Genomic DNA, 26,955 nt, shown 5'->3' with positions numbered 1-26,955 from the left:
GATGGAAAAGAGAAAGCACAAAAGAGGCCGATTTGGCCCCTTTCGTGCTAATACCCCATTTCCTCTGCAGCCATGCGCACCACTTCTTCGTCAATGACGTCCTTTTTCAGCTGATGCCCGTACAGCAGGCAAGTCGTGGCCAACGTGTTGATGACACGGGGCCAACCACGTGATTGCAGGGCAATCGCCTCTAACGCCGATGGGGTGAAGATCGGATGCTTCGCCCCGGCCTGTTTCATCCGATGCTCGATGTAGCCCGCCACCTCTTCCTTCTCCAGCGGCCCCATCCGGCATCGCATGATGATCCGCTGGTCGAGAGGGCGGTGCTGATTGAGCCGCAGCTTCCCCTGTAAATGGGGCAGCCCGGCCAAAATCAAGACAAATGGGTTGGTCGAATCCATCTCAAAGTTGAACAAGATGGCGATGTCCTGTAAAAATGCATCCTTTGCTAAATGCATCTCGTCCAAAATGAACACCGGCGTGATCCGTCGTTCATGATGCAATCGCTCGATCGCCTGCTGGATTTGGCGGAAGAGGTCCACCTTGCGGTATTTCGGTTCTTCCCCCAACCCAAGGGCCAGACCGCGGTAAAAATCCATCACGCCTCCGGTGGATAACGGAAAGTAGACGACATGATACAATGATGGATTCAATGACTCTTTCAGCGCCCGAAGGGCGAACGTCTTGCCCGCCCCCGGCTCTCCGATCAACAGCCCGATTCCCCGCGTTCGCTTCACGTACTCCAGCGCCCGCAACGCTTCTTGAAACGCCGCCCCTTGATACGCCTCGGACGGGTCGGTTTCTTTCGCAAACGGCTCCCGCGAGAGGGAATAAAACGTTTTATACATCCTGTTCGCCCTCCTTCGCCGAAACCGCCGCAAACGGCGACCGGTGGCGCTTCACATAGGCGTTATCCTCCAAACGCACCCGAATGGCTTCCGCCACCCGTTTGCCATCTTCGTACACATAGACGCCTCGTTCGTCATAGCGGAGCTCAATCGATTGCCCAATGAACCGAGGCGGCACTTCGTATAGCTGTTTATTCAGGGTGATCGTGCCATCGGCTTTCACCTTGCGGTGCTCCCGTTTCAGAAAAATCGCATCCAGCCAATCGATGTCTTCGATCCACACCACTCGTTCCACTTGGGACTGAAACACCTCATGCGGCGTTTTCCCATCCAGCGAGGCGTGAGGCTTTCGATGATACTCTTCTTCAAGCCACTTCCAAAAACGCTCGTTCAACTCGTCAAGCGATTTCGGCGGATTCAGCTCCAACAGTGGATAAAACCGTGTCTGTACGGTGCGGAAGAACCGTTCGATTTTTCCCTTGCTTTGCGGGTCATACGGCTGAGTGTGGATGAGTGTAATCCCCATCTCGGCGCACGCATACTGCAGCACCTCGGATCGATAAATTTTCCCATTGTCCGAGTAAATGCGCTTCGGCTTCCCGCAACGAAGCACCGCTTCCTTTGTGACGATCCGCAGCCCGTCAAACTTCTCCGAAGGGAAACTATACATACGGCACCAACCGCGAGCAGTCATCGATATAGGCGATCAAAAACGTTTTCTGGGCTTTCCTATTGACTCGAATCGTGGGTCCATGGGATAAGTCCCCTTGCCATAGCTCATTGATCTGGTCATACGCAAAACGCTTTCGCTCCGGCATCGGCAAGATTTCTTTTCCCACCAGGTTGTGTTTTTTCAACAGTCGGTATATAGTAAAGTATGAGAGGGTGGTGGGAATGTCCCCCTGCTTGGTGAGTTGTTCGTAGAATAGGGTCACGGGCATGGTGGGATGTTCCTTCCTCAATGCTAGAATATGATCCTCATCATCGGGGGACAGACGTCTGGAGCGGCCGCGGTCCGAACGGCGCCTCGGCTTCAAGGCGTCGAAGCCCCCTTTTTTGTATCGGGCACACCAATCCAGAATCGTCTTCGCCGCAATGGGTTTGTCCCCTTGATGAGGAATCGAATGCACTCGCCCGCCCACCTCATTCAAATACGCTTTGGGCTCCACCTGGCCATTCACCAACGGAGCGATCAGCCCGTACCGAAACAGCGCGATGTCGTGTCTCATCGATTCATCCATCCGGATCTCCTCCCTGTCTCCCTGTGATGTTGGACCGTCCCGGTCCCTCTGCCTCCTATCTTACGAAACGGCTCGAGATTCGTCGAGAGGAAGGGTTTGTGGGAACATCAATCATCTCCATTTTTGGTGTTAGGAGGGATATTAGGAAACCATTTGATCCGCAAACGGATGCCACCTCTCGTTTGTCCACAGGTCTTGGATGATCGAGCCCACCCCCCGTCCCTCCAAGGTCTGCATCCACCAGACCGCCCGTTCCGTTCTTGCGTTCCCTACAGGGCCGATGATCCCCCACCTTCTCACCGCCGCGTGATGCAAGCGGGAGAGATTCCGTAAAAATCGTCGGACATAAAATAAGATGACCTCCTTGGTGGGAAAACCAACCTGTTTGGTCTTCGCTCCTCGCCTTGGCGTTTCCAGCCACGTTTTGACCGCTTGCCAAATAACCGATCGTGTATATTGAACATACGGGAGGAGGAAAGAAGGTAGCACACTCACGGTTTTGCGACACTCTTGACAGCGATATCGTGCGATCCAAAGGTGATACTCCCCCTCTGCCGTCAACGCATAGCGTTGGTAGTATCCGTGACGATGCAAGGGGCGGCGGGATGGACAGTGGGGGCATTGGTTCACGTCGGGAAAATCGTTCCCTTTCCCACGATCCGTATACGTTTGAATGTCAATGCCAAAGTCGTGAAACTGGATCACACTTCCTTCCCCCTCTCCTTGAAACGAATGGAAATCTTCGTCCGAAACAATTCACAAAAAAATTAGCACATTCCTTCAGAAAAGGGGAGAGGGCTTTCTGAAAGAATGTGCAAAAAAATGGGTGTTTTGTGCTGAAATAAAATGATAATTTACACTCCTGATCTGATTGTGTTTCAGCGCCTGCTATTGAAACATTAAATGGTATAAAAAATAAACTCATAGCAATGATCAAATAAAGTATTTTCCTCATCAATCATTCCCCCAATGATTAACTAATGTTTCTTGACTATAATGCATCTCACATTTCGCACCCTCCCGACGAAAATCGGGAGGATTTTTTCATTCCGATGTCGAATGAATCCTTGACACACAAGGAACGTAAAGGAGTTTTTCTCTCATGAATGTGAAAGTCAAAAGGGTCTATCGTAATGGTTATTTGAATATAATAAGTGTTCTAGTCAAAAAACTCGACCTCCCCCACTTGATTGACCATCTTGTGCCCGTCGATCCACAATGCCAAACGCGAGTCAGCGATGCCGTTCAAGCCATCCTTTACAATCTATTTGACGGCCGGCAAGCCCTGGTTCACTTAGAACGATGGGCTCAGGAGATCGATCTGGAGAAACTCATCCGTCCCGGTCTCCAGCCTTCCTGGTTGAACGACGATGCCTTGGCCCGTCATCTCGACCGCTTGTATGAGGCCGATATTCACAAGGTCATCAGCACTTGCTTGATTCACATTTATCGCAAAGAAGGCCTTTCCCTCCGAGCCTTTCACGCTGATACGACGGACAAGACGGTTTACGGAGCGTATGAATCGGCCTCGTTGGAGGCTTTGCAGATCACACATGGCTATAACCGCCATCACCGTTGGCAAAAACAGATCGGCTTCGGGCTGGTCGGCAACGAGGACGGCATCCCGTTTTACGGCGATGTGCATGACGGCAATCTATCGGATAAGGCGTGGAATCCTGAGGTGCTGTCGCGGATCCACGAACAGTTCAAACAAGCCAAGATCGACGACGAATGGATTTACGTGGCCGATTCCGCCGCGATGACGAAAGACACCTTGGCGCAGACAAAAGCCGCCCGAGCCTTTTTGATCACCAGAGGCCCTTCGTCGCTTCGAATCGTGAAACGGGCATTAGCGGAGGCCGATTCGCCTCACATCCCGTGGAGCGAACCCTTTACCCTAGCGGAGAGAAACGGCGCCACGCATCGGGTATGGGAAACGGCCGCGACCTATGAAGGCCACCCGGTTCGGCTGATCGTCGTCGAATCGAGCGCGCTCGACCAGCGCAAAGGAAAGACGCTCGAAAAAGAGCGGGTCAAAGAAGCGGAGCTTCTTCGCGAGGAACAAGTCCGTTGGGAGCGCCACCCCTTCTCCTGCCGCGAAGACGCCGAACAAGCCTTGACGTCCCTCAAGGCGTCCCTTCGCCCTCGGTTTCATCGAGTGGAGGCCGCGGTCGAAGAGATCGTGCGTCCGAAAAAACGGCGCGGACGGCCGAAAAAAGGGGCGGAACCCGAGACGGAGACGCTGTATCTCTTGCGCCTGAACGTCGAATTCGACCAACCGGCATGGGAACAGGCGAGGCGGAAAGCGTCCCGGTTTGTCCTCGTCACGACCGTTCCGAAGGAATGGAAGGGCCAACAAATGGATGCCCAAGAGATCTTGAAGCTGTATAAAGGGCAAATCTCGGTGGAAATGAACTTCGCGTTTTTGAAAGATCCGTTTTTCACGGATGAGATTTATGTCAAAAAACCAGAACGGGTCGCCGTATTGGGCTATCTATTTCTCTTGGCCTTGGCGATTTACCGCGTTTTTCAGCGCCGGGTGCGTCAGTTCATCACACCAGAACGCCCGTTAAAAGGGGCTGGAGGCCGCAAGCTGACCCGGCCAACGGGACAGGTGATTTTTCAGCTGTTTCAATATGTGAACGTCATCCTGCTGGAGCTGCCAGACGGGCGCATCCAACGCGCACTGGATCGCTCCCTCAACCCGGATCAGCGAAGGATTCTGCAGGGATTGGGCATGGATGAGAGCATCTACGTCTAACATGATACAGAACGACTAGCGATGGTAAAAAAAGGATTGCCATCGCTCGTTGTGTTGGTCAAAAAGTTATTCTGAAAAACTAAATAAAAAATCCTTTGTTTTGACCTTGTTAGGGTGCGAAATGTGAGGTAAAACAACTATATATTTACAATTAAAATTTTACTGTAAATAAAAAAAAAGGAACTTTATTACCATATCAAAAATAGGCATTTATTCATAAAAATCAATCAATTCGTTTCCTTCTATTCCTTTCATGCCGAAAAAACCACTGAAAAATGAGTAACACATTCGAGCCCCCAGCATTTTATCAGAACGACGAGACCACTCTAAGAGAACACGATAGGGAGGCGGCCATCTTTTTTCGCTCGATCCCCCGGTCCAAGACCGTTTTTTCCCGTCCATCCGCCCCCAATCCTTCGCTGCTTTCACGAATTGCCGTTTTCATCCGTCGGCTGCCGCTTCCCGATTTCCGCCGGGGTGCGCAAATCGTAGCCGTCGTCGTGTTTGCTTGTATGGATGATGTCTTCGTTCGCCCCCATTTTGCTCGCCCGCTTCAACTCTTCATCCGGCACGAACCGCTCCATTGACAAGACCTCCCTCTAGAAATGTTGATTTATCAAGGCTTTTCGGCCCCTCAGGGGTGTCCAAAAAATATTTTTCGACAAAATCCCTTACATCCTTTTTCAGTTTTGTGGATATCTTACAGACCTAGGGTGCGCTTCGCGGCCACGGCTGGGGATATTTTCCTTCCGTGGGGAGAAGCGTATTCGATGCACCCTTTGGATCTCCGCGTCGCTGATGAGGACGAACCCTCCCATGTCTCCGGGCGTCTTCGCGCCAACATTCCCTCGTTCGGTCTCGTCATCAGGCGGAGGCCGGCCAAGCTCCTTTGGGGACTCAAGGTCGAATGGATAAAATCACGCCAGCTTCTCCGGTGTCATCCTGTTGTCCAACGATTCTTCCGTTCGCAGGGGGAGGCCTTAGGCCGCCCGTTGCACCTGGGACAAGACGTCCTGTTTCATTCGCTCCGCGTCAAAGGCTTGTTCTTCGTACAAATCGCAAACAGCACATTCAACAGCTTCCGGCATAATGCGACGATGGACTGCTTTCCGGTCAGCGGATTGACGGGGCGGGTCGTGTAATACTCTTGCAGCTCGCGAAACGCCTCGTTGTGCCGGATCAGCGGAATCATCGCCCGAAACAGCACCGATCGCAGCCGTTTCCGTCCCCGTTTGGAGATGTGCTTTTGCCCTTTGCGCTGGCCGGAGGAGTTCTCTTTGAGCGTCAGGCCCGCCAACTTCACCAATTGACGCGGGTCCCGATAGTGGGCGAAGCTGCCGATCTCCGCCAGCAGATCGATGATCGTGGCGTCTCCCAACCCGTCGACCGTTTTCAGCCATTGATACTCCATCGTCGTTTGAACCAACGCCTTCAACTCGGCGTCCAACGCGGCGATCTCAGCCTCCAATTGGCGGTATCGGCGGACGAGCGCGGCGATTTCAAACCGGGCCATCGTCGTCCCTTCCGTCACCCCAATCGAGTCCTTCGCGGCGTCGATCAACGCCTGAATTTTGGCCTTCTGCGGGCATTTCAGCCCTTCGCTTTGCCGGTACACCTCGATGAGCTCCTCGGCGGATCGGCTGGCCATATCGGCCGGAAGCGGCGTCCACTCCAGCACCGAAAGCGCCGTTTTCCCCAGGTCGCGAAACACCGTCCAAAACTCTGGAAAATATCGGTCGGTCCAGCGGACGATCGCGTTTTTCACCGCCGTCTGTTCCTTGCGGAGCTTCTCTTTGAGCGTGCTCCCGACGCGCAAATCGGCTTCGATCTCGTGCAGCAGCCGGGGGACGAGGAATCGTCCGTCTTTCGCCAGTCTGGCGATGACTAGGGCGTCTTTGGCGTCATGTTTCGTCGGCAGGTTGTCATCGAGTTCTTTCGACCGGCACACATGCGCCGGGTTGACCATGACCAACGGGATCCCGTGCTCCTCGAGGAAGTAGGCCAGGTTCAACCAGTAGTGCCCGGTCGGCTCCACCGCGACGATCACCTGCGGCTTTCCGAACGCTTGCATCGCCTCCTGAATCGCTTCATACAGCTGGCGAAAGCCCTCTTTCGACTGGAAGATCGGGAACGATTTGCGAAGCACACGCCCCCGGTCATCCACGAAGCAGGCGTAGTGGGTTCGTTTCGCGATATCGATGCCCACGACAAGCGTTTGTTCGGTGACTTGATCAATTTTATAGTTTTGTGTACAATTCATCTGAAGTCCTCCTTGGTATGGTGAGTGATGTGTTTGACACCCCTGCATCATACCAAGAGGGCTTTTTTTGATCAAGTCCCCGGAAAAGCTCCTAACGGGAATGCTCCTTTCACGCTCCTCGCCGCGTTGTCCGCATGAAGCGCTCGAGGAGTCGTTTTTCTTATCATCCCCCCCAAGCCGCTTTATCATCCGCCGAAAAAAGAGGATTGACAGCCTAGCGGTTGTTCGGTACGATTTTGTTAACGAACAAAAAAAGGGGGTTTACATATGGAACGACGGACTTCGCTTCGACCGATTGACATGACGCTCGCCGCCATGTTCGTCGCCTTAATGGCAATCGGGGCGAACATTACGTCGTGGGCGCCGTTTCTTGTCGTCGGCGGTGTTCCCATTACGCTGCAAACGTTTTTCTGCGTCCTTGCCGGCGCGGTGTTAGGGCGGCGGCTCGGTGCGGTGGCCATGATTGTGTATATGCTCGTCGGCCTCGCCGGCGTGCCGGTGTTTGCCAAATTCAACGGCGGACTGTCGATGATTTTCCAACCGACATTTGGCTTCATTCTTTCCTTTATCGTTGCCGCTTATGCGACCGGATGGATCATCAACCGCGGCCCGCAGCCGGCGTCCAAGGCCCGTTTCGTCACCGCCGCACTCGTTGGCATGGTCATCAACTATGTCATCGGCACGAACTGGATGTACATGGCGTACAAACTATGGGCAGAGGCGCCGGAAGGGCTTTCGTACGGCATGGTGTGGGGCTGGATGCTTGCCCCGCTGCCGAAAGACATTCTCCTGTCGATCGTCGCCGGCTTGATCGCCCCAAGGATTTGCCGGGCGATCGGACGCTCCTCCGCCGCGGACCGTTCGGCGGCCTAAACACGAAAAGAGCCTGACCCAAAAGGGAAATTTTCCTTAAACAAAACACAACATAGGAAAAACAATAAGAAAGGGTGTCCCGATCTGTTGGGACACCCTCTTTCATTAGTTAGAAAAATAAACGGAGAACCTGGTACACAAACCCAGCAATCAACGCTGACACCGGCAAGGTGATGATCCATGTCAGCACAATGCGGCGAGCGACGCCCCATTTGACGCCTTTCACCCGTTGGGCGGCGCCGACCCCCATGATGGCCGAGGAAATGACGTGCGTCGTGCTGACCGGCAAGTGGAACATCGTCGCCGAAAGAATGACGAGTGCGGACGACAAATCAGCCGCCGCTCCGTTGATCGGACGGATTTTCATAATTTTTCCACCGACCGTTTTAATGATCTTCCACCCACCAACAGCCGTTCCCAACCCCATGGCCAAGGCGGCAGAAATGCGCACCCATTCAGGAATGTCGGTCGTCGCGTGGTATCCGCCGGCGATTAACGCCATCGTAATGATCCCCATCGCTTTTTGAGCGTCGTTTGTTCCGTGCGTATACGCCTGAAACGCCGCGGTCACAATTTGAAACATCCGAAAACCCCTCGTCGTGCTGTATAAGTTGGCGTTTTTAAAGATAAAACGAAAAATGCTCATAATGATAAAGCCGACCCCTAACGCCAAAAACGGGGAAAGAATCAGCGATTGTAAAATTTTCAAAAACCCGCCATAATTCAAAATCCCAACCCCAGCCGCGGAAATCGCTGCTCCGGCGACCGAACCGATGATCGCGTGCGAAGAGCTGCTCGGAATGCCGTAATACCACGTGATCAAATTCCAGGCAATGGCTGATGTCAACGACGCTAAAATAATGAGCGGCCCATTTTCTAGGGCGAACGGGTCGACAATGTCTTTCGTAATCGTTTTCGCGACGCCGGTAAAGGTGAGCGCGCCGATAAAGTTCATCGCCGCAGCCAAAATAATGGCTTGACGCGGCGTGAGCGCCCTTGTCGACACCGATGTGGCAATGGCGTTGGCCGTATCATGGAAGCCGTTGATAAAGTCAAACGCCAATGCGAAAATGACGATGCAGATCGTTAAAATCAGGATCGTATCCATAAACACAGCGTCCCCTTTTTATGCGTTGCGCATGATAATCGTCTCTAACGTATTGGCGACATCTTCACAACTGTCGGCAATCTCTTCCAACATTTCGTAAAGCTCTTTGTATTGAATGATTTTAATCGGGTCTTTTTGCGTCACAAACAAATTTTTGATCGAGGCGCGCAAAATTTCGTCGCACTTCGTTTCATAGTCCTTGATTTTAATGGCATGTTGGCGCATATCAAGCAATTTTTTGTTCGCAAGCAGTTCGAGGGCGTGAACAATTTCGATCGTGCTTTGATAAATATAGTCAAAAAATTTCGCCATATGTTCGTCGATTTCTGTGAACGAGAACATTTCAAAGCGGGCGGAGCATTGTTCAAACCCGTCGAGCACATCGTCCATTTTCATCGCCAGCTGATGGATGTCTTCCCGTTCAATCGGCGTAATGAACGTTTTGTTTAATTGCACAACGAGTTCATGGATGAACGAATCGCCCTTTCGCTCGTACTCTTTCATGACGCGGGCGAATTCTTTCAAATCGCTCACGCTTTGAATTTTATACTCGACAAAATATTGGGCCGCTTCCTTGACATTTTCCGAAATCGTAAACAACATGTCGAAGAAAACGTCCTTTTTTGGGGAAAAGATCATTGAGGCCACCCTCCATCTCAAGAATCGAAAATCACCGCTACTTATTGTAGCAATTTACACAGCATTTACAATAAGACGCCCAAAAACTTTACACGAAATTTACATTACCTTTACATTTTGTTCGTTTTTCCTGCCCATGTATTATGTAGCGTGCCAAACAAAAGCCGAAGCTATGCACATTGGCTTCGGCTCTCTCGTTCGACACCGCGCGGCCGCCCCTTCTATCCGGATCGCGGCAACCGCTTGCGTCTTGCTTATTCAAACCGCTCGACAAACGCGGTGAGCGTGCGCACCATCACGCCTGTCGCCCCAGCCGGACCGAGGTCGCCGTCTTTCTTTGTGGCGGCCGTTCCGGCGATATCCAAATGCACCCACGGCGTATCTTCCACAAATTCGCCGATGAACGCCCCGCCCATAATGGCGTGCCCTTCCCGCCCCGGAGAATTGTTCAAGTCGGCGATTTTGCTGCTTCGCACCCGCTCGCGGTCGTGTTCCGTAATCGGCAGCCGCCAAATGAACTCTCCGGTTTCCATCGACGCTTCAAGCAATTGCTCAAACAGCGCTTCATTGTTCGTCATCGCGCCCGTTTTGTCCGTGCCCAACGCGACGATCACCCCGCCCGTCAACGTGGCGACATCGATGATATAGCTGGCGCCGTGCTGTTTCGCATAGGTTACCGCATCGGCCAAAATGAGCCGTCCTTCCGCATCCGTGTTTTTCACTTCAATCGTTTTTCACGACAAGGAGGTAATGACATCATCCGGCTTGAACGCCCCGCTGCTGATCATATTGTCGGTCGCCGGAATGACGGCGAGCACGTTTTGTTCCGGCCGCAGTTCGCCGATCGCTTCCATCGCCCCGAGCACCGCCGCCGCGCCGGCCATATCGGTTTTCATGTCGACCATGCTGTCGCGCGGCTTCAAACAATAGCCGCCCGTATCGAACGTCACCCCTTTGCCGACGAGGGCGATCACGTCTTCCCACTCGTCTTTTCCTTGGTATTTTAAGACGATCAGTTTGGGCGGCTGTTTCGAGCCTTGATTGACGGCCAAAAGCGCTCCCATGCCGAGCCGCTCCATGTCTTCTTTCTCCAAAACTTCATAATCAAAATCGTACCGGTTCGCGAGCTTCACGGCATAATCAGCCAAATCCGACGCCGTCAGCAAATTCCCCGGCGTATTGACAAGCGTGCGCGCCGAATTCGTCGCCTTCCCGTATACCGAGCCGACAAACAAGCTCGCTTCAATTTCCGCCGCTTCGGCCGCCGTGTAGACGATGAGCGATTCGAGCTGGTAGTCCGGTTCTGACTTTTTCTGCTTATACCCAGGGAATTCATACGTCGCCAAATGATAGGCTTCCGCCAAGGCGTGCGCCGCTTCGTTTCCATCGACGGCCTCGGTCGTAAACGTGTCCAGCGCGACCGCCGCTTTCGTCCGCTTCGCCTGCTTCAACGCGCGAAACAGCTTGCCGAACACCTCGCGCAGCCGCTCAAACGTCAACTCTTCTTTTTTGCCGAGACCGACGAAATACAGCCGCTTCGCCCCCATCGGCAAAAATGGATGAACGGTGGCGATGCGCCCCCGCTTCGCGGAAATATCGCCTTCTTTCTGCAGTTCCGACAGCCGTCCGCCAAGACGGGCATCGTATTCGCCGGCAAGGCCGCTCCATGAATTCGCCCCTTCAAACAAACCGATGACAAGCGCTTCATCCCGTTCCTCTGCCGACGGCAAAGGCTTTACCGTAAACATCGTCTCATCCCTTTCCATGTTGATTCATTCCCACCTTCATTATAGCGAAGCAAAGCGATTCTTTCGACTATCTAACTTTCTCTCCTTGCGTTCACGCAAAAAAATCAGCCGAAACGGACAGGAAATCACGCGAGGCAAGGCGAATCCGTAATCATCACGATGATTTAGAAAGGACCGACGCTGATGAGAATCGTTTCCCTTTGTCCAAGCAACACCGAACTGCTCGCCTATCTCGGCCGCCTTGGCGATGTCATCGCTGTCGACGATTCGTCCGACTGGCCGCCGGAAGTGAAGCAGCTGCCGAAAGTCGGGCCGGATCTGCGCATTGATATGGATCAAGTCGAGGCGCTCAAACCGGATCTCGTCGTCGCATCCCTAAGCGTGCCCGGCATGGAGCGCAACGTCGAGGAGCTCAAACGGCGCGGGCTCCCGCATCTCGTGCTGGCGCCGAATTCGCTCGATGACATTGCCAACGACCTTCTTCAGCTTGGCGAGGCGCTTGGCGAAACGAAAAAAGCGGCCCAACTCGTCCGCCGCTATCATGACGTGCTTGATTGGCATCGCGAGCGGGCCGCATCGGCTGAACCGGCCCGCCTCTATTGGGAATGGTGGCCGCGCCCCGTGTTCACCCCGGGCGGCGCCAACTGGCTGAGTGAACTAAGCGAGCTCGCCGGCGGGCGCAACATTTTCTCCGACGTCCCGCAAGCGAGCGTTCAAACGGAATGGGACGACGTTCTCGCCCGCAACCCGTCGCACATCTTGCTCGTTTGGGTCGGCGTGCAGACAAAAAAAATGAGCCCGAAAGCCGTCACGGCGCGCCCGAATGCCCAACAGGCCGAGGCGGTCCGCACTGGGAACATCCATATTTTGGAAGAATCGCTCTATTGCCGTCCGTCTCCGCGCCTCTTGGTCGGATTAAAAAAATTGGCGCCGCTTTTGCATCCGGCGCTGTTCCCTCCCGCTGACGACAGCGATCCGCTCCTTGGCGGCTGACGAGCGGGAGCCCTCCTTTAACTTTTCGATTCCAAATATTGTTGACGAAACACTTGCATCGTTTCATCTTCGTTCAGCCGCTTCAACTCTTCTTCTGACAGCTTGCCATCGCCTTTTTGCACGATATAGACATTGACTTTTCGTTTTCCCCAATATTTATATACATCTTCGACTGTTTCATAGTATAAGTCAATGCGATGGCCTTTGATCGCCCCGCCTTTGTCGGCGACGACGCCGAACCCGTATCCGGGGATGAACAAAATCGTGCCGATCGGAAACACAGTTAAATCCGCGGCAATCGTCGAATAAAGGTCGCGCTTGACGCGGACGCCGGAGTACGTGATGCCATACTCAGGGTGATCGGGCGTTTTCCCGGTCGATTCAATACCGGCTGTATAGCCGGTGGCGACCACTTCAACGGAAGGATATTTTGACCAGTCAAAATGATCCTCAAGCCGCAAAACGGAGCGGCCCCCGTTTTTCGCGAGCTCTTTCATTCCCCAGACGGGCTGATGATCCATCGATAAAGCGCTCGGAAAGGGATGGAGAACCGTCTTCGCGTCAACCCCGGAAACGGACTCGAATGTCGCAAAAAGCGCCGCCAAAAACAGCAGCGTCATCGCGGTTCGGCGCACGAACTGCCTAAACCCATTCAATGCTCTCAACTCCTCTCACACCTCTATTTATCTCCATCCAAAATCGAAATATTCATTGCGAATGAGACAAAAAACGAAAAAACCGTCCATGAACAACCTCATTGTGAAACCCGAGCGCAAAGCTTGTGCGTTTTGCCAAAAACATACACGAACCGACGTTGTGATCCGCTCGGGCGCTCATCAGCGCTGTTCACAAAAAAAACGCCCCTGCCCAAGGCAGAGACGCTCTAAAACATTTGATACCCTTTCGCCCGCAGCGTGCGGATCGCCCATCCGGCGCAAAGAGCGCCGGCAAAGCCGCTTGACAAAATCAACAGATCCGCCGCCGCCAGCGAAGCGATCTTCCGGCCGAGCGCGGCGAACGCCTCGGACGGCGCGGTGAAATAGCGCGTCAACGGCACATCATCAATAATGAAAACCGCAATCAACGGAAAGCAGACCGCCAAAATCCACGTCATGCGCAAAATCATGTTCAACAAAAAACCAATGCCAAAAAACAAAACGAAAAACAATACCATCGAAATCAATACGACTGGCAAACTCATTTGCATCCGCCCTTCACCTCCCGTACACCCGTTTTCAGTGTACTGGATCGGGCGGATGACCGTCAATGTTCGTTCTCTTCTTTATGATCGCCTGATTGTTTCCAAACGATGTTTCATATCCTCAGACGAACGTCAATGGTCGTCATCCTCTTCGCCATCGCTTCCGGTTCCTTGGCAACTGTAGCACGTTTCCGATCCGCCCAAAAGCAGCTGAACGTATCCATGCCCCTCGCAGTACGGGCAGTCGTTTATGGTCCATGTTTTTGTCATCGATGTTCCCCTCCGTTTCTTTTTTGTTAATATATCAAAATTTTCTGTAAAAACAAACGGCGATTCTCCCCCGTTTTCGTCCGTGTAAGCGGATACATCTTTCGATCGCTTTTATTTTCTTGACTATTCTTTCAATTTCGATGATTCGAAGTAAAGGCGGTATTTCGTGTAGCCGAACGGATCGCCGGGATTGAGTCCATCATGCAGCGAAAGGGAATCAAGCGGCTCGAGCGCCAACAAATAGCGAAGCAAGCCTGATGTGTTCGGATCATTCTGAAGCGCCGTTTTGCTGAAAAACGCGGCGGCATACAGCTCATCCGTCTGCACGACGATGTCGCGCGAGAGCGGGCGCAACAGAAAAATCGCCATATTGTCGCTGATCTCCCCAGCGATGACGCCGGTGCGCAAGCCAAGAAGCGCGACCGGTTCGGCGTCGATCCCCGTTTCTTCCTTCACTTCCCGAACCGCCGCCTCATCAAGCATTTCCCCCGGCTTTACGAACCCGGCCGGCAGCGACCATTTGCCTTTTAGCCCGCTGTATTTTTTCTTGACAACGAGCCATTCCCCGCTCTCGTTTATGACCAGTCCGGCCGCCGCAATCCAAACGTTTCCTCGTTTGTTGTCCATCGTCCTCATCCTTTTCTCCCGATCGTTATGCACTGTTTGTATTTCGACAATCGAGCGGCGGATCCCTGTTTCGTTGCCATGCAAAAAGCTCCCGCCATCACGGGAGCTTTTTGGATCGATTAGAAAAATTTAAATTTGCCTTTTTTCATCACAAGCGACGAACCGCCGATCAAATACAGGGCGCGGTTGTCAATCACTTTTTTCATGAAGCTCGCTTTGGCGCCCCACAGCTTTTTGCCGAACACGACGCCGATGGCATCATCATGGCCAAGCGAGCAAACCGTCCCTTTAATATCCGGCTTAAACGGCTCCAGCTCCCCTTGTCCACGGATGAGCACCTCCAAGTTTTTCGCGCACAGCTGGCCTTCTTGCATGGCGATTTGCGCCGTCGGCGGATACGGGCGGTTCGTTTCTTCATCAATCACGAGCGAACAGTCGCCGACGACGAAAATGTCTTCATGCCCCGGGACACGCAAGTACGGGTCCACTTTAATGCGCGCCCGCGCCGCTTCAAATCCAGATTCCTCGATGACGCGGCTGCCGCGCACGCCGGCCGCCCAAATGACTGTGCCGGCTTTAATTTCCTCGACATCATCACCTTTGGCGACAATGATGCCATCCGGCGTGCATTCCTTAATCGCCGTGCCGATTCGAAACTCGACTCCTTTGCGCTCAAGCTGGCTGACCGCGTACTCGACGAGCTCCGGATCGAAGCCCGGCAGCGCCGTGGGCGCCGCCTCCACGCAAATGATGCGCACTTTGTGCGGGTCGATGTCATACTCGCGGCACAGCTCCGGCATCCGGTTGGCGAGCTCGCCTAAAAATTCAATGCCGGTAAATCCCGCCCCGCCGACGACGATCGTCAATCGCTCCTCTTTCTTTTCCTCTTCCGCGTTGTACGTCGCAAACTGGTATTCGATATGTTCGCGGATTTGCCGCGCGGCGTCGACATTGGCGATCGAAAATGCGTATTCCTTCAACCCTTTGATGCCGAACGTTTCTGATTCAAACCCAAGGGCAATGACGAGATAATCGTACGTCAGCTCGCCGTTTTCAAGCAGCACTTTCTTTTCGTTTGGAATGATTTTCGTCACCGTATCTTGGATGAATTTCACTTTGTTCCGGTCGATGACATCGCTGATCGGATAGCGGACGCGGTCATGATGCAGCGTCCCGGCCGACGCCTCATGAAGCCATGTCGTCTCATAATGGTAATCGTGCTTGTTTACGAGCGTAATGTTCGCTTCGTTCACGCCGATGAGCTTTTGCAGGCGAACGGTCGTCATCAACCCGCCATAGCCAGCGCCTAAAATGACAACGTTTGGTTTTCTCACCTGAATCACTTCCACCCTTTTTCATTTTTTCTCATTCATTTGTTATAGCTTTTGCTGCGGTCCCCGTTTTTATTGAGCGAAGTTTGTGAAATAATTCACGTTAACCGCCAAAAAAATGTCGAGGGACTGTCACAAAAAATTAACAATCTCTCCACAAAACATATTAGTCCTTTTTCTTTCCCTTTTCAAGTTTTTTTTCTGTTCGTCCAACAAAAAGGATCGTTATAACCACGCCCATTTATGGTAAGATAAACTTGTAATGCCATGACTTTCGCGCAGGGAGGGATGTCGGTGAAAGAAGATCGCAACGTCTACGATGTCACCATTATCGGCGGCGGGCCGACCGGGATGTTTGCCGCGTTTTACGGCGGCTTGCGGCAAATGAAAGTCAAAATTATCGAAAGCCTTCCGCAGCTTGGAGGGCAGCTGGCCGCGTTATATCCGGAAAAATACATATATGATGTCGCCGGATTTCCGAAAGTGCGCGCCCAAGAGCTTGTCAACCAGCTGAAAGAGCAGATGGACCTATTTTCGCCGACCGTCTGCCTGAACGAGTCGGTCGACACGCTCGAAAAGCAGGAGGACGGAACGTTTAAACTCGTCACCAATCAACAAATCCATTATTCGAAAACGGTCATCATCACCGCCGGAAACGGCGCCTTTCAGCCGCGTCGGCTCGAAATCGAAAGCGCTTCCTGCTATGAAGGAAAAAACTTACATTACTTCATCAACGACTTGGGGCAGTTTTCCGGAAAGCGCGTGCTCGTCTGCGGCGGCGGCGACTCGGCTGTTGACTGGTCGCTCATGCTCGAACCGATCGCCGCGAGCGTCACGATTGTGCATCGCCGCGACAAATTCCGCGCCCATGAACATAGCGTCGAGCAGCTCAAGAAGTCCAGCGTGCAAGTGAAAACGCCGTTTGTGCCCGTTGAACTCGTCGGCGATGAACACGCCATCCGCCAAGTCATCCTCGAGCATGTGAAAGAAGGAACGAAAGAAACGATCGATGTCGACGCCGTCATTGTCAACTACGGCTTTATTTCTTCTCTTGGCCCCATCAAAAACTGGGGGCTTGACATCGAAAAAAATGCGATCAAAGTCAACTCGCGGATGGAAACGAACATCCCCGGCGTGTATGCGGCGGGCGACATTTGCACGTACGACGGGAAAATCAAGCTGATCGCCTGCGGCTTTGGCGAAGCGCCGATCGCCATCAGCAGCGCCAAAACGTACATCGACCCGACGGCGCGGATGCAGCCGGCGCACTCGACATCGCTGTTTTAATGGCGCTCCGTCGGGAAAACAAGCGGAAGCGAAGGGGCGCTCGGCATTTCGCCTTAACGCCGCATCCCGACTGATTGGAGCCATTCGTATAGCCCGCCCCGTCCACACCCGTTTTTCAAGCAAAAGGCGCCCCCTCTTTGTTGGGGGCGCCATGCTCGTGCCTCATCCCTCTCGCTCCAGCGAAACCGACTCGCCATCATGATTCCCAGCCTTGTTTTTCGTCCATTCCTCCCGCTCTCTCTCGAGCAGCTTCACCTGCCGGCGCAGGCTGAACAAACGCACCCATCCGAGCATGCCGACGACAAGGCCGCCAAGGACGGCCGAACCTAAAATGACGATAATGAGCGGCAAGCGGGTTTCGCCGACTAAATAATGGATCGTCACCTGCTCGACATTCGCCACCGCCAGCAGCGCAACAATGAGCGCCAAGACAAGCGCCAAGATGACATTGATTTGTCCTTTCATCGTTTCTCCTCCTTTGGCGCTCCCGAAAAGGCCGATGTTGGAGCGCGGCCGTTTTCCCCAATTTCGTGAGGGAAAGACCACCCTTCCAACATTTCGCCAGTCGGTACACGCCCGCGTTTTCAACCGGCCGTGCGGCGAAAACCGGCCTTCTCAAGAGCCCGACGATCACGGCAAGGCAGGCCGTTTGCCTCTGCCGGGCGGATGGAGGTCAACCTGTCCGTCCGCTTAGCATTGCTCCGGCGTGCCGGCATTGGTCGCTGTGCGGAACGAGGAGCCGCAGCCGCATGTCGCAATGGCGTTCGGATTGTTGATCGTAAACCCGCCGCCAAGCAGCGACTGTTTATAGTCGATGACCGTTCCGCGCAAAATCGGCGCGCTGTCGCGGTCCACCAAAATTTTGATGCCGTGCTGCTCAAATTCGATGTCATCATCACGCCGCTCATGGTCAAAGCCCATGCCGTACGACAACCCGCTGCAACCGCCGCCATGGACGCCGACGCGCAAGTACGCACCCTCTTCTTCCTGCTCTTTCATCATATCTTTGATTTGAAACGCTGCCGCTTCTGTCAGCGTAATAACTGCCTCTGCCATCCATGATCCCTCCCTCTAGAAATGTTGATTTATCAAGGCTTTTCGGCCCCTCAGGGGTGTCCAAAAAATATTTTTCGACAAAATCCCTTACATCCTTTTTCAGTTTTGTGGATATCTTACAGACCTAGGGTGCGCTTCGCGGCCACGGCTGGGGATATTTTCCTTCCGTGGGGAGAAGCGTATTCGATGCACCCTTTGGATCTCCGCGTCGCTGATGAGGACGAACCCTCCCATGTCTCCGGGCGTCTTCGCGCCAACATTCCCTCGTTCGGTCTCGTCATCAGGCGGAGGCCGGCCAAGCTCCTTTGGGGACTCAAGGTCGAATGGATAAAATCACGCCAGCTTCTCCGGTGTCATCCTGTTGTCCAACGATTCTTCCGTTCGCAGGGGGAGGCCTTAGGCCGCCCGTTGCACCTGGGACAAGACGTCCTGTTTCATTCGCTCCGCGTCAAAGGCTTGTTTCTTCGTACAAATCGCAAACAGCACATTCAACAGCTTCCGGCATAATGCGACGATGGACTGCTTTCCGGTCAGCGGATTGACGGGGCGGGTCGTGTAATACTCTTGCAGCTCGCGAAACGCCTCGTTGTGCCGGATCAGCGGAATCATCGCCCGAAACAGCACCGATCGCAGCCGTTTCCGTCCCCGTTTGGAGATGTGCTTTTGCCCTTTGCGCTGGCCGGAGGAGTTCTCTTTGAGCGTCAGGCCCGCCAACTTCACCAATTGACGCGGGTCCCGATAGTGGGCGAAGCTGCCGATCTCCGCCAGCAGATCGATGATCGTGGCGTCTCCCAACCCGTCGACCGTTTTCAGCCATTGATACTCCATCGTCGTTTGAACCAACGCCTTCAACTCGGCGTCCAACGCGGCGATCTCAGCCTCCAATTGGCGGTATCGGCGGACGAGCGCGGCGATTTCAAACCGGGCCATCGTCGTCCCTTCCGTCACCCCAATCGAGTCCTTCGCGGCGTCGATCAACGCCTGAATTTTGGCCTTCTGCGGGCATTTCAGCCCTTCGCTTTGCCGGTACACCTCGATGAGCTCCTCGGCGGATCGGCTGGCCATATCGGCCGGAAGCGGCGTCCACTCCAGCACCGAAAGCGCCGTTTTCCCCAGGTCGCGAAACACCGTCCAAAACTCTGGAAAATATCGGTCGGTCCAGCGGACGATCGCGTTTTTCACCGCCGTCTGTTCCTTGCGGAGCTTCTCTTTGAGCGTGCTCCCGACGCGCAAATCGGCTTCGATCTCGTGCAGCAGCCGGGGGACGAGGAATCGTCCGTCTTTCGCCAGTCTGGCGATGACTAGGGCGTCTTTGGCGTCATGTTTCGTCGGCAGGTTGTCATCGAGTTCTTTCGACCGGCACACATGCGCCGGGTTGACCATGACCAACGGGATCCCGTGCTCCTCGAGGAAGTAGGCCAGGTTCAACCAGTAGTGCCCGGTCGGCTCCACCGCGACGATCACCTGCGGCTTTCCGAACGCTTGCATCGCCTCCTGAATCGCTTCATACAGCTGGCGAAAGCCCTCTTTCGACTGGAAGATCGGGAACGATTTGCGAAGCACACGCCCCCGGTCATCCACGAAGCAGGCGTAGTGGGTTCGTTTCGCGATATCGATGCCCACGACAAGCGTTTGTTCGGTGACTTGATCAATTTTATAGTTTTGTGTACAATTCATCTGAAGTCCTCCTTGGTATGGTGAGTGATGTGTTTGACACCCCTGCATCATACCAAGAGGGCTTTTTTTGATCAAGTCCCCGGAAAAGCTCCTAACGGGAATGCTCCTTTAACGGTTGGCACTGGCCAAACAGCTTGGCCGTTTTTCGACCGATTCGCCCGACGACTCGGATAGGGCGAATCGTCTTGAATGGCTCCCTCTTCCCTTATAGTATACCGTCTTCGCCTTTCGATGCTCAACCGTTCCGCCCGCCTCGGTAGTAATAAACGCCGGTGCACACGGTCTCCGCCGGACCAGTCATGCGCACGCGCCCGTCGTGCCCCCATACGATCGTTAAATCGCCGCCGGCCAAATGGACGACCGTTTCCTCCCCGCGCACCGTTTTGCCGTTTAACACCGAAGCGACGACCGCCGCGCACGCTCCGGTCCCGCACGCCTGCGTCACGCCGGAGCCGCGCTCCCAGACGCGGAAATGAAGCTCGCGCTCGTTCACCACTTCGACAAACTCGACGTTCACCCCTTCCGGAAAGCGCGAGTCCTTTTCCACGAGCGGGCCAAGCATCGTCACCGGCGCTTTTTGGATGTCATCAACGTAAAAGATCACATGCGGGTTGCCCATGGACACCGCCGTCATTTCATATTCGCCCCCAGCGATGGCAAACGGCTCGGCGACCACTCGTTCCGCTTTTGGTCCAACCATCGGAATGGCGCTGCGCTCAAGGCGCGGCTCGCCCATATCGACCGTCACGCTTGTCACTTCGCCATCTGCCACAGCAACACGGGCTTCGACAAGCCCGGAGAGCGTTTCAATCAAAAAGGTGCGGTCGCGGACGATGCCGTGCTCGTACGCGTATTTCGCCACGCAGCGCAAGCCGTTGCCGCAGTTTTTCCCTTCCGAGCCGTCGCTGTTAAAAATGCGCATTTTGAGTGGCGCTTTCTCCGATGGACAAATGAGAATCAAGCCATCGGAGCCGATGCCTGTGTGGACATCGGCGACGCTGCGGGCGATCGCCGGCAGCTCCTCCTCGGGCAATGTTTCGCGGAACAAGTCGACGTATATGTAACTATTACCCAATCCGTGCATTTTCGTAAACGAAAACGAGCGCACATGACTCCCTCCTGAACATTTTTTGCGCTTCGCATGTATAATGGCGGCATCTCCTGAGCACAATGGGAATATCCCCCGTTTTTCATAATATATTGAAGAGGATGCCGCTTGCAGGCATCCTCCTTTTTTCGTTAAAACATTGGGTTTTCCTCGAGATGCCGATAAATATTTTCCACGAGCTGCTCGGGCGTTTCGCCGCTGACAAACTCGCCGTTGACGAGCGCAAACAGCGTTTCCGCGCAGCGTGTGCAATAGCTTAAGCAACTGTATTCCATGATGTCCAAGTTCGGATCCTTTTCCAACATTTCCATTGCTTTGTACGACCCGCTGGCTAAGTTGCTGATGCAAAATTCGATGATGGGCAACATCATATGCGGTTCACCTTCCTCTTCCCATCGTAGCGGTTTTCCGGCGCGGCGTCAATGGACATGCTCGTTCGATCGAGGAAGCGGAAAAATGATTGTTCTTTTGTCACAATTTCGTTATACTTTTCTATGGCATTGTCGGCTTTAGAAACTCGACAAAAGGGGATTTTTCACGATGAGACAACTTGTATTGCTTGGCGGAGGATACGGCAATATGCGCATTTTGCAGCGCCTCCTCCCGGACGAATTGCCAAACGACATTCATATTATCCTCATCGACCGCGTTCCGTACCATTGTTTAAAAACGGAATATTACGCCTTGGCCGCGGGAACGGTCAGCGACCATCACATCCGCGTCCCGTTTCCGGAACATCCGCAGCTTGTGTACCAATTCGGCGAAGTCGTCTCGATTGATCTCGACCAGCAGCTCGTCCATTTAAAGGATGGGAGCAGCGTCCGCTACGATGATGTCGTGATCGGATTGGGCTGCGAAGACAAATACCACGGGGTGCCGGGCGCCGAGGCGCATACGTACAGCATCCAGTCGATCGATAAGGCGCGCGCCGCCTATGAAGCGCTGAACAATTTACCGCCGAAAGCGACGGTCGGCATCGTCGGCGCGGGATTGAGCGGCGTCGAACTGGCCAGCGAACTGGCGGAGAGCCGTCCGGACTTGCACATCAAGCTGTTTGACCGCGGCGAGCGCATTTTGCCGATGTTTCCGAAACGGTTGAGCGATTATGTGGAAGGATGGTTCGTTGAACACAAGGTGGAAATCGTCCGCAACTCCAACGTCACGAAAGTCGAACCTGGCGTCTTGTACAACCACGACGAGCCGGTCAAGTGCGACGTCATCGTCTGGACGGCCGGCATTCAGCCCAACCGCGTCGTCCGCGAACTGAATGTCGAAAAGGACAAGCAAGGCCGCGTCGTGCTGACGAAGCGCCATCACATCCCCGGCTATGAAAACGCCTACGTCGTCGGTGACTGTGCGAGCTTGCCGCATTCCCCGAGCGCCCAGCTCGCTGAAGCGCAAGCCGAGCAAATCGTCCAAGTGCTGCAAAAGCGGTGGAACGGCGAAGAACCACCGAGCGAATTCCCGCCGATCAAATTAAAAGGCATTCTCGGCTCGCTCGGCAAAAAGCACGGCTTCGGCCTGCTCGCCGACCGCCCGCTCACCGGCCGGGTGCCGCGTTTGTTGAAATCAGGCATTTTGTGGATGTACAAGCATCACCATGGGTACTGAATCAAGACAGCGCAACACAGCCTCAGCCTTTTCGATCGATCGACGTTTGCGGAAAGGCAGACATTGAGCGCATAAAAGGCGGAGCTTATTCCGCCTTTTTCCCTTCATGCGCCGATGGCCGGTACCCGAATTTTTCCATTTCTGCACAAATCGCCTTGAGCCGCGGGTTGCCTTCGGCGACGACGTTTCCTTCGATCACCACCACCGGATACACCCAATCTTCTTCGACGATCGTCTGCGCGAGCTCCCGCTTCTCCTCGTCATCGGCCGGCGGCGCAAAAATGTCGACGTACGTCATCACAAACGGCTGATCCGGATACTTGCGGCGCAGCGCGGCCTCGAGCCACTCGTACGTTTCTTTCGACGACGGCAGCTGCACGCATGCCGGGCAAATGACGTCGGCCCCGTACACACAAATTTCAACCGGTTTGAATGTCATCGTTGTCACCCTTTGCAAAAGCAAAATTTATCATTAGATTTTTTTTGTCACCATGATTATAATAAAAACTAAGGAAAGGAGTCGATGGAAATGACGGATCAAGAAATCAAAGAACAAGTGCAAGAAGTTTTAGATAAACTGCGTCCGTTCCTGCTTCGCGACGGCGGCGACTGCGAACTCGTCGATGTCGAAGACGGCGTCGTGAAACTTCGCCTCCTCGGCGCGTGCGGCAGCTGCCCGAGCTCGACGATTACGCTCAAAGCCGGAATTGAGCGCGCCTTGTTTGAAGAAGTGCCGGGCGTCGTCGAAGTGGAACAAGTGTTTTAATATAAAAAATCCGAACAGCGGCCGCTGTTCGGATTTTTTTATCGCCAGCGGGGCGGCGAGCCGACGGGGAGGCTGGTGATGGGCAGCCACAACCCGCCTGATCGGGCGCTTCTCCGTTTTCGTTTCCTTCCAAATTGTGCAAGGAAAACCGTCATATCTTTCGCCCGCTCCCAAGCGCGGCGGCGAAACGGCCAGGCCGCTGAACGGACTTCTGTTCGCGCCGGCGCCCAAGAAGGTTCAAGCTTCAAGCGCCAGCTTGTAGACGCAGCTGCCGCGCGGCTCGACGGAAAGACGCGCGATTTCGCACGTCGGAAAATGCGGGCGCAGCCGGCGCGCGAGCCGCTCTCCTTGGCCCGGTTCGGCAAAGACGAGCACCGTCGGCCCCGCTCCGCTCAGCGCCGCACCGATCGCCCCGTATTCAAGAGCGAGCGCCTCGGCCCGCTCGAGTTCCGGAACGAGCGGTTTTCGGTACGGCTGGTGGAACAAATCGGCAGCCATCATCCGGCCGGCGAGCTTCCAGTTTTTCGTGAGCAACGCGGCGACGAGAACGTTGCTGACGGCGCTCGCCTCGACCGCCCTCTCTCTCGTCCATTGTTCCGGCAGCTGCCCGCGCGCTTTTTTCGTTTCCAGTTCATACTCGGGAATAATGGCGACAAGCTCTACATCCAATTCGGGAATATGGATGACATCCACGCCCGCCTCGCGGCAGCAGCCGATGACAAGCCCCCCGTACAACGAGGCGCCGACATTATCCGGATGTCCTTCGTATCGGGTCGCCAGCTCCATCTTTTGCTCGCGCGGCAACTGAAGCCCAAGCAGCGCGTCGGCGAGCTCAATGCCGGCGACGACCGCCGCCGCGCTGCTCCCGAGCCCGCGCGTAAACGGAATGTCGCTGTACACATCGACCGCACAGCTCGGCAGCCGGCGGCCGTAAACGTCCGCCGTCTCCGCCGCCACTTGATACACCAAGTTGTCCGTCCCGCGCGGAATACCACTCACTTCCGCTGTCTTTGGCGCAAACGACCACGCATCCGCCAAGCGGACGTCAAGCGTCAAATAGCGATTGACCGCGAGCCCAATCGAGTCAAATCCTGGACCTAGGTTCGCCGTGCTTCCCGGCACGACGATCTTCAACATCTCGTCTTCTTTCATGTCCGGACAACCCCTTGCAAATGCTCCAAGACAACTTGTTCATCGTTCGGCAGCACGATCGGTTCGATCGCCGCGGTCTCCAAGGCGATGGCCGGGTCTTTCAATCCGTTGCCAGTGAGAACCGCCACGACGAGGCTGCCGCGTTCGATTTCGTTCCGTTCGCGCTGCTTGATCACCCCGGCGATCGCCGCGCATGACGCCGGTTCGGCAAAAATGCCTTCCGTCCGGGCGAGCCGCTTGTAGGCGGCCAAAATTTCTGCGTCGCTCACCTCATCAATTTTCCCGCGCGACTCGCTCGCCGCCTCGACCGCTTTGTCCCAGCTCGCCGGATTGCCGATGCGGATCGCGGTCGCCACCGTCTCCGGCTGTTCAATCACCCGGTTGCGGACGATCGCCGCCGCTCCTTCCGCTTCAAAGCCGCGCATTTGCGGCAAGCCCGTTCCTTTCGCTTCATGGTACTCCTTAAACCCTTTCCAATAGGCGGTGATGTTGCCGGCGTTGCCGACTGGAATGGCGAGCACGTCCGGGGCGCGCCCAAGCTGGTCGCACACTTCAAACGCCGCCGTTTTTTGCCCTTCGATCCGGTACGGATTGACCGAGTTGACGAGCGTAATCGGCGCCGTTTCGCTCAACCGGCGCACCATCTTCAGCGCCTCGTCAAAGTTGCCGTCAATCGCAAAAATTTCCGCGCCGTACATGGCGGCTTGCGCCAACTTGCCGAGAGCGATCTTGCCGTTCGGAACGACGACGAGGCAGCGCATGCCGGCGCGCGCCGCATAGGCGGCCGCTGAAGCCGATGTATTGCCGGTTGAGGCGCAGATGATCGTATGGCTTCCTTCCTCTTTCGCCTTGGCCACCGCCATCACCATGCCGCGGTCTTTAAACGAACCGGTCGGGTTCGCCCCTTCGACCTTGACATAGAGCGCAATGCCGAGCTCCTCCGACAAGCGCGGCAGCGGGATGAGCGGCGTATTCCCTTCGCAAAGCGACAGCCTCGGCGTCGCTGCAGAGAGCGGCAAAAACTCGCCGTAGGCGTCAAGCAGCCCTTTCCATGCCATTACCGTTTCTCTCCTTCCAATCGATACGAGCTTTGCACCCGTTCGACGATTTCCAAATCGCCGAGCTGCTGCAAAATGTCTTCGTAGTCTTGCTGCGAGGCGTCATGCGTGACGATGACGATTTCCGCCAGGCCATCCTCTTTCAGCGGCAATTGCAAAATTTTCTCAAAGCTCACCCCGCGCTGCGAAAACAGCGTCGTAATTTTGGCAAACGCGCCGACCTGGTCTTTGACGTGAATGCGCAAAAAGTATTTCGAGAAAATTTCCGCCGGCGTCTTCAACTGCTTTTCATATTGCGGCGCGACGGCATAGCGGCCGTTGACGCCAAGGCGCATATTTTTCATCACCGCGACCAAGTCGGAGACAACCGCCGTCGCCGTCGGCAAGCTCCCGGCCCCCGGCCCGTAAAACATCGTCTCTCCGACCGCTTCGCCGTATACGTACACCGCATTGTATTCGTTGTGCACGGACGCCAACGGATGCGAATCCGGCAAAAACGTCGGCTGGACGCTCACCTCGACCTTCTGCCCGTCGCGCTGGGCGATGCCGATCAATTTCATCGTGTAGCCGAGCCGCTTCCCGTAGTTCAAGTCTTCCTCCGTCACTTGGGTGATGCCTTTCACTTGCACATCGTCCAAGTCGATGTCCATTGAAAAGCCAAGGCGGGCCAAAATCGCCATTTTCCGCGCCGCATCCAGCCCTTCGACGTCTGACGTCGGATCGGCTTCCGCAAACCCGAGCGCCTGCGCTTCGGCGAGCACGTCCTCATAGGAAGCGCCGTTTTGCGACATTTTCGTCAAAATGTAGTTCGTCGTCCCATTCACAATGCCCATGAGCTTCGTAATCCGGTCCGACGCCAAGCCGTCGACCAAGCTGCGCAAAATCGGAATGCCGCCGGCGACGCTCGCTTCATAAAACAAATCGCAGCGGTATTCCGCCGCCACCCGAAGCAGCTCCGACCCGTAGACGGCCATTAAGTCTTTATTGGCGGTCACGACATGCTTCCCTTGGCGCAGCGCCCGCAATAGCAGCTCTTTTGTCTCCTCAATGCCGCCCATCACTTCGATGATGACATCAATGTCCGGATCGTCAATCACCTCAGCCGCACTCGTCGTAAGGAGCGACGGGTCAACGGCGACATCACGCGGTTTCTGTACATCCCGGACAAGGATTTTTTTCACCTTCACCGGGCAGCCAACCTGATGCATCAATTTTTCTTGGTGGTTTTCAATAATTTTGACCACGCCGCTCCCGACCGTTCCTAATCCTAACAATCCGACCAAAATTGGTTTTTCCATGATTCCCGCCCCTTCTGTTTACGTACAGTAGACATTTGTATT

General features: G+C 54.6%; 25 protein-coding genes and 3 pseudogenes. 6 read left to right on the top strand and 22 right to left on the bottom strand.

Features of this window, described 5'->3' with window-relative positions; genetic code table 11:
• Positions 1 to 47: 47 nt before the first annotated feature.
• The 3 genes and pseudogenes from GC56T3_RS03095 to GC56T3_RS19865 form a co-directional block, all read right to left on the bottom strand.
• On the bottom strand, positions 48 to 848 hold the full coding sequence (locus GC56T3_RS03095; RefSeq protein ID WP_041468198.1) for an ExeA family protein: 801 nt from the start codon (positions 846 to 848) through the stop codon (positions 48 to 50).
• A pseudogene (locus GC56T3_RS03090) lies at positions 841 to 2,089 on the bottom strand (IS481 family transposase). The gene GC56T3_RS03095 and the pseudogene GC56T3_RS03090 overlap by 8 nt, the downstream one beginning before the upstream one ends.
• 141 nt (positions 2,090 to 2,230) lie before the next feature.
• Positions 2,231 to 2,794 (bottom strand): DUF6431 domain-containing protein, encoded by a 564-nt coding sequence (locus GC56T3_RS19865; protein ID WP_041468197.1) that lies wholly within the window; start codon positions 2,792 to 2,794, stop codon positions 2,231 to 2,233.
• A gap of 397 nt (positions 2,795 to 3,191) precedes the next feature.
• Here GC56T3_RS19865 and GC56T3_RS03080 point away from each other — a divergent pair, with 397 nt between their 5' ends.
• A complete protein-coding gene (locus GC56T3_RS03080) occupies positions 3,192 to 4,850 on the top strand; it encodes an IS1634 family transposase (RefSeq protein WP_041468196.1) in 1,659 nt (552 codons plus the stop codon).
• Positions 4,851 to 5,275: 425 nt separating this feature from the next.
• On the opposite strand, the gene GC56T3_RS19550 is transcribed toward GC56T3_RS03080, so the two are convergent.
• Positions 5,276 to 5,434 carry a hypothetical protein gene (locus GC56T3_RS19550; protein WP_013144350.1) on the bottom strand — a complete coding sequence of 53 codons (159 nt, stop codon included), beginning with the start codon at positions 5,432 to 5,434 and terminating at the stop codon, positions 5,276 to 5,278.
• A gap of 396 nt (positions 5,435 to 5,830) precedes the next feature.
• Positions 5,831 to 7,110, bottom strand: a pseudogene (locus tag GC56T3_RS03075) (IS110 family transposase).
• 267 nt (positions 7,111 to 7,377) lie between these two features.
• Here GC56T3_RS03075 and GC56T3_RS03070 point away from each other — a divergent pair.
• Positions 7,378 to 7,983, top strand: coding sequence for a biotin transporter BioY (locus GC56T3_RS03070; protein ID WP_013144349.1), 606 nt, complete (start codon positions 7,378 to 7,380; stop codon positions 7,981 to 7,983).
• Positions 7,984 to 8,092: 109 nt separating this feature from the next.
• Here GC56T3_RS03070 and GC56T3_RS03065 read toward each other — a convergent pair whose 3' ends face one another.
• From GC56T3_RS03065 to GC56T3_RS03055, 3 genes and pseudogenes are all read right to left on the bottom strand, one after another.
• On the bottom strand, positions 8,093 to 9,091 hold the full coding sequence (locus GC56T3_RS03065) for an inorganic phosphate transporter (RefSeq protein ID WP_013144348.1): 999 nt from the start codon (positions 9,089 to 9,091) through the stop codon (positions 8,093 to 8,095).
• A gap of 18 nt (positions 9,092 to 9,109) precedes the next feature.
• Positions 9,110 to 9,730, bottom strand: a complete 621-nt coding sequence (locus GC56T3_RS03060) for a DUF47 domain-containing protein (protein ID WP_013144347.1) — start codon at positions 9,728 to 9,730, stop codon at positions 9,110 to 9,112.
• A gap of 254 nt (positions 9,731 to 9,984) precedes the next feature.
• Positions 9,985 to 11,478 (bottom strand): annotated as a pseudogene (locus tag GC56T3_RS03055) (leucyl aminopeptidase).
• 183 nt (positions 11,479 to 11,661) lie between these two features.
• Between GC56T3_RS03055 and GC56T3_RS03050 the strand changes: the two are divergent.
• A complete protein-coding gene (locus tag GC56T3_RS03050; protein WP_013144346.1) occupies positions 11,662 to 12,471 on the top strand; it encodes a cobalamin-binding protein in 810 nt (269 codons plus the stop codon).
• Positions 12,472 to 12,488: 17 nt separating this feature from the next.
• Here the strand turns inward: GC56T3_RS03050 and GC56T3_RS03045 are convergent, their stop codons facing one another.
• The 5 genes from GC56T3_RS03045 to GC56T3_RS03030 all read right to left on the bottom strand — a co-directional run bounded on the left by GC56T3_RS03045 (position 12,489) and on the right by GC56T3_RS03030 (position 15,912).
• Complete coding sequence (locus GC56T3_RS03045; RefSeq protein ID WP_013144345.1) at positions 12,489 to 13,127, bottom strand: 3D domain-containing protein; 639 nt, start codon at positions 13,125 to 13,127, stop codon at positions 12,489 to 12,491.
• A gap of 227 nt (positions 13,128 to 13,354) precedes the next feature.
• On the bottom strand, positions 13,355 to 13,678 hold the full coding sequence (locus GC56T3_RS03040; RefSeq protein WP_013144344.1) for a YuiB family protein: 324 nt from the start codon (positions 13,676 to 13,678) through the stop codon (positions 13,355 to 13,357).
• 126 nt (positions 13,679 to 13,804) lie between these two features.
• Positions 13,805 to 13,942 carry a YuiA family protein gene (locus GC56T3_RS19545; RefSeq protein WP_013144343.1) on the bottom strand — a complete coding sequence of 46 codons (138 nt, stop codon included), beginning with the start codon at positions 13,940 to 13,942 and terminating at the stop codon, positions 13,805 to 13,807.
• A 123-nt stretch (positions 13,943 to 14,065) separates the two neighbouring features.
• Positions 14,066 to 14,569: an NUDIX domain-containing protein gene (locus tag GC56T3_RS03035; RefSeq protein ID WP_041468194.1), complete on the bottom strand. Its 504-nt coding sequence runs from the start codon at positions 14,567 to 14,569 to the stop codon at positions 14,066 to 14,068.
• A gap of 119 nt (positions 14,570 to 14,688) precedes the next feature.
• Positions 14,689 to 15,912 (bottom strand): NAD(P)/FAD-dependent oxidoreductase, encoded by a 1,224-nt coding sequence (locus GC56T3_RS03030; protein WP_013144341.1) that lies wholly within the window; start codon positions 15,910 to 15,912, stop codon positions 14,689 to 14,691.
• A gap of 276 nt (positions 15,913 to 16,188) precedes the next feature.
• Between GC56T3_RS03030 and GC56T3_RS03025 the strand changes: the two genes are divergently transcribed.
• Complete coding sequence (locus GC56T3_RS03025) at positions 16,189 to 17,187, top strand: NAD(P)/FAD-dependent oxidoreductase (RefSeq protein ID WP_193568251.1); 999 nt, start codon at positions 16,189 to 16,191, stop codon at positions 17,185 to 17,187.
• A gap of 162 nt (positions 17,188 to 17,349) precedes the next feature.
• Here the strand turns inward: GC56T3_RS03025 and GC56T3_RS03020 are convergent, their stop codons facing one another.
• The 5 genes from GC56T3_RS03020 to GC56T3_RS03000 form a co-directional block, all read right to left on the bottom strand.
• A complete protein-coding gene (locus GC56T3_RS03020; RefSeq protein WP_013144339.1) occupies positions 17,350 to 17,652 on the bottom strand; it encodes a lipopolysaccharide assembly LapA domain-containing protein in 303 nt (100 codons plus the stop codon).
• 225 nt (positions 17,653 to 17,877) lie between these two features.
• The gene (locus tag GC56T3_RS03015; protein WP_013144338.1) at positions 17,878 to 18,243 is read right to left on the bottom strand and encodes an iron-sulfur cluster assembly accessory protein; all 366 of its coding nucleotides are present in this window, start codon (positions 18,241 to 18,243) and stop codon (positions 17,878 to 17,880) included.
• A 396-nt stretch (positions 18,244 to 18,639) separates the two neighbouring features.
• On the bottom strand, positions 18,640 to 19,920 hold the full coding sequence (locus GC56T3_RS03010) for an IS110 family transposase (RefSeq protein ID WP_041468193.1): 1,281 nt from the start codon (positions 19,918 to 19,920) through the stop codon (positions 18,640 to 18,642).
• 235 nt (positions 19,921 to 20,155) lie between these two features.
• Complete coding sequence (dapF, locus tag GC56T3_RS03005; protein ID WP_013144337.1) at positions 20,156 to 21,028, bottom strand: diaminopimelate epimerase; 873 nt, start codon at positions 21,026 to 21,028, stop codon at positions 20,156 to 20,158.
• 131 nt (positions 21,029 to 21,159) lie between these two features.
• Positions 21,160 to 21,399, bottom strand: coding sequence for a YuzB family protein (locus GC56T3_RS03000; protein ID WP_013144336.1), 240 nt, complete (start codon positions 21,397 to 21,399; stop codon positions 21,160 to 21,162).
• Positions 21,400 to 21,568: 169 nt separating this feature from the next.
• Between GC56T3_RS03000 and GC56T3_RS02995 the strand changes: the two genes are divergently transcribed.
• Positions 21,569 to 22,639, top strand: a complete 1,071-nt coding sequence (locus tag GC56T3_RS02995) for an NAD(P)/FAD-dependent oxidoreductase (RefSeq protein WP_011232429.1) — start codon at positions 21,569 to 21,571, stop codon at positions 22,637 to 22,639.
• 85 nt (positions 22,640 to 22,724) lie between these two features.
• Here the strand turns inward: GC56T3_RS02995 and GC56T3_RS02990 are convergent, their stop codons facing one another.
• On the bottom strand, positions 22,725 to 23,078 hold the full coding sequence (locus GC56T3_RS02990; protein WP_013144335.1) for a YuzD family protein: 354 nt from the start codon (positions 23,076 to 23,078) through the stop codon (positions 22,725 to 22,727).
• Positions 23,079 to 23,162: 84 nt separating this feature from the next.
• Here GC56T3_RS02990 and GC56T3_RS02985 point away from each other — a divergent pair, with 84 nt between their 5' ends.
• Positions 23,163 to 23,405 carry a NifU family protein gene (locus GC56T3_RS02985; protein WP_011232431.1) on the top strand — a complete coding sequence of 81 codons (243 nt, stop codon included), beginning with the start codon at positions 23,163 to 23,165 and terminating at the stop codon, positions 23,403 to 23,405.
• A 237-nt stretch (positions 23,406 to 23,642) separates the two neighbouring features.
• Here the strand turns inward: GC56T3_RS02985 and thrB are convergent, their stop codons facing one another.
• Genes thrB through GC56T3_RS02970 form a run of 3 tightly spaced genes read right to left on the bottom strand, consistent with a single transcriptional unit; the run spans position 23,643 to position 26,913 of the window.
• Positions 23,643 to 24,557, bottom strand: a complete 915-nt coding sequence (gene thrB, locus GC56T3_RS02980) for a homoserine kinase (RefSeq protein ID WP_013144333.1) — start codon at positions 24,555 to 24,557, stop codon at positions 23,643 to 23,645.
• Entirely contained in the window at positions 24,554 to 25,615 is a 1,062-nt protein-coding gene (gene thrC, locus GC56T3_RS02975) for a threonine synthase (protein WP_013144332.1), read from the bottom strand. The genes thrB and thrC overlap by 4 nt, the downstream gene beginning before the upstream one ends.
• Positions 25,615 to 26,913 carry a homoserine dehydrogenase gene (locus tag GC56T3_RS02970; RefSeq protein WP_013144331.1) on the bottom strand — a complete coding sequence of 433 codons (1,299 nt, stop codon included), beginning with the start codon at positions 26,911 to 26,913 and terminating at the stop codon, positions 25,615 to 25,617. The genes thrC and GC56T3_RS02970 overlap by 1 nt, the downstream gene beginning before the upstream one ends.
• Between the last annotated feature and the right edge of the window lie 42 nt (positions 26,914 to 26,955).

The organism is Geobacillus sp. C56-T3, from assembly GCF_000092445.1.
GTDB lineage: Bacteria > Bacillota > Bacilli > Bacillales > Anoxybacillaceae > Geobacillus > Geobacillus thermoleovorans.
Note: the sequence above shows the minus strand (reverse complement) of the source record. Positions and strands in the feature narration are given on the sequence as shown.

Coding starts and splice junctions, on each gene's coding strand:
- GC56T3_RS19550 (WP_013144350.1), bottom strand. CDS start 5,434: ATGGAGCGGTTCGTGCCGGATGAAGAGTTGAAGCGGGCGAGCAAAATG.
- GC56T3_RS03020 (WP_013144339.1), bottom strand. CDS start 17,652: ATGAAAGGACAAATCAATGTCATCTTGGCGCTTGTCTTGGCGCTCATT.
- GC56T3_RS19545 (WP_013144343.1), bottom strand. CDS start 13,942: ATGACAAAAACATGGACCATAAACGACTGCCCGTACTGCGAGGGGCAT.
- thrB (WP_013144333.1), bottom strand. CDS start 24,557: ATGAAAGAAGACGAGATGTTGAAGATCGTCGTGCCGGGAAGCACGGCG.
- GC56T3_RS03070 (WP_013144349.1), top strand. CDS start 7,378: ATGGAACGACGGACTTCGCTTCGACCGATTGACATGACGCTCGCCGCC.
- GC56T3_RS03025 (WP_193568251.1), top strand. CDS start 16,189: ATGTCGGTGAAAGAAGATCGCAACGTCTACGATGTCACCATTATCGGC.
- GC56T3_RS03060 (WP_013144347.1), bottom strand. CDS start 9,730: ATGATCTTTTCCCCAAAAAAGGACGTTTTCTTCGACATGTTGTTTACG.
- GC56T3_RS02990 (WP_013144335.1), bottom strand. CDS start 23,078: ATGACATTCAAACCGGTTGAAATTTGTGTGTACGGGGCCGACGTCATT.
- GC56T3_RS03050 (WP_013144346.1), top strand. CDS start 11,662: ATGAGAATCGTTTCCCTTTGTCCAAGCAACACCGAACTGCTCGCCTAT.
- GC56T3_RS02970 (WP_013144331.1), bottom strand. CDS start 26,913: ATGGAAAAACCAATTTTGGTCGGATTGTTAGGATTAGGAACGGTCGGG.
- GC56T3_RS02995 (WP_011232429.1), top strand. CDS start 21,569: ATGAGACAACTTGTATTGCTTGGCGGAGGATACGGCAATATGCGCATT.
- GC56T3_RS03065 (WP_013144348.1), bottom strand. CDS start 9,091: ATGGATACGATCCTGATTTTAACGATCTGCATCGTCATTTTCGCATTG.
- thrC (WP_013144332.1), bottom strand. CDS start 25,615: ATGGCATGGAAAGGGCTGCTTGACGCCTACGGCGAGTTTTTGCCGCTC.
- GC56T3_RS03040 (WP_013144344.1), bottom strand. CDS start 13,678: ATGCAAATGAGTTTGCCAGTCGTATTGATTTCGATGGTATTGTTTTTC.
- GC56T3_RS02985 (WP_011232431.1), top strand. CDS start 23,163: ATGGAAATGACGGATCAAGAAATCAAAGAACAAGTGCAAGAAGTTTTA.
- GC56T3_RS03035 (WP_041468194.1), bottom strand. CDS start 14,569: ATGGACAACAAACGAGGAAACGTTTGGATTGCGGCGGCCGGACTGGTC.
- GC56T3_RS03000 (WP_013144336.1), bottom strand. CDS start 21,399: ATGATGTTGCCCATCATCGAATTTTGCATCAGCAACTTAGCCAGCGGG.
- GC56T3_RS03015 (WP_013144338.1), bottom strand. CDS start 18,243: ATGGCAGAGGCAGTTATTACGCTGACAGAAGCGGCAGCGTTTCAAATC.
- GC56T3_RS03080 (WP_041468196.1), top strand. CDS start 3,192: ATGAATGTGAAAGTCAAAAGGGTCTATCGTAATGGTTATTTGAATATA.
- GC56T3_RS03010 (WP_041468193.1), bottom strand. CDS start 19,920: ATGAATTGTACACAAAACTATAAAATTGATCAAGTCACCGAACAAACG.
- GC56T3_RS03095 (WP_041468198.1), bottom strand. CDS start 848: ATGTATAAAACGTTTTATTCCCTCTCGCGGGAGCCGTTTGCGAAAGAA.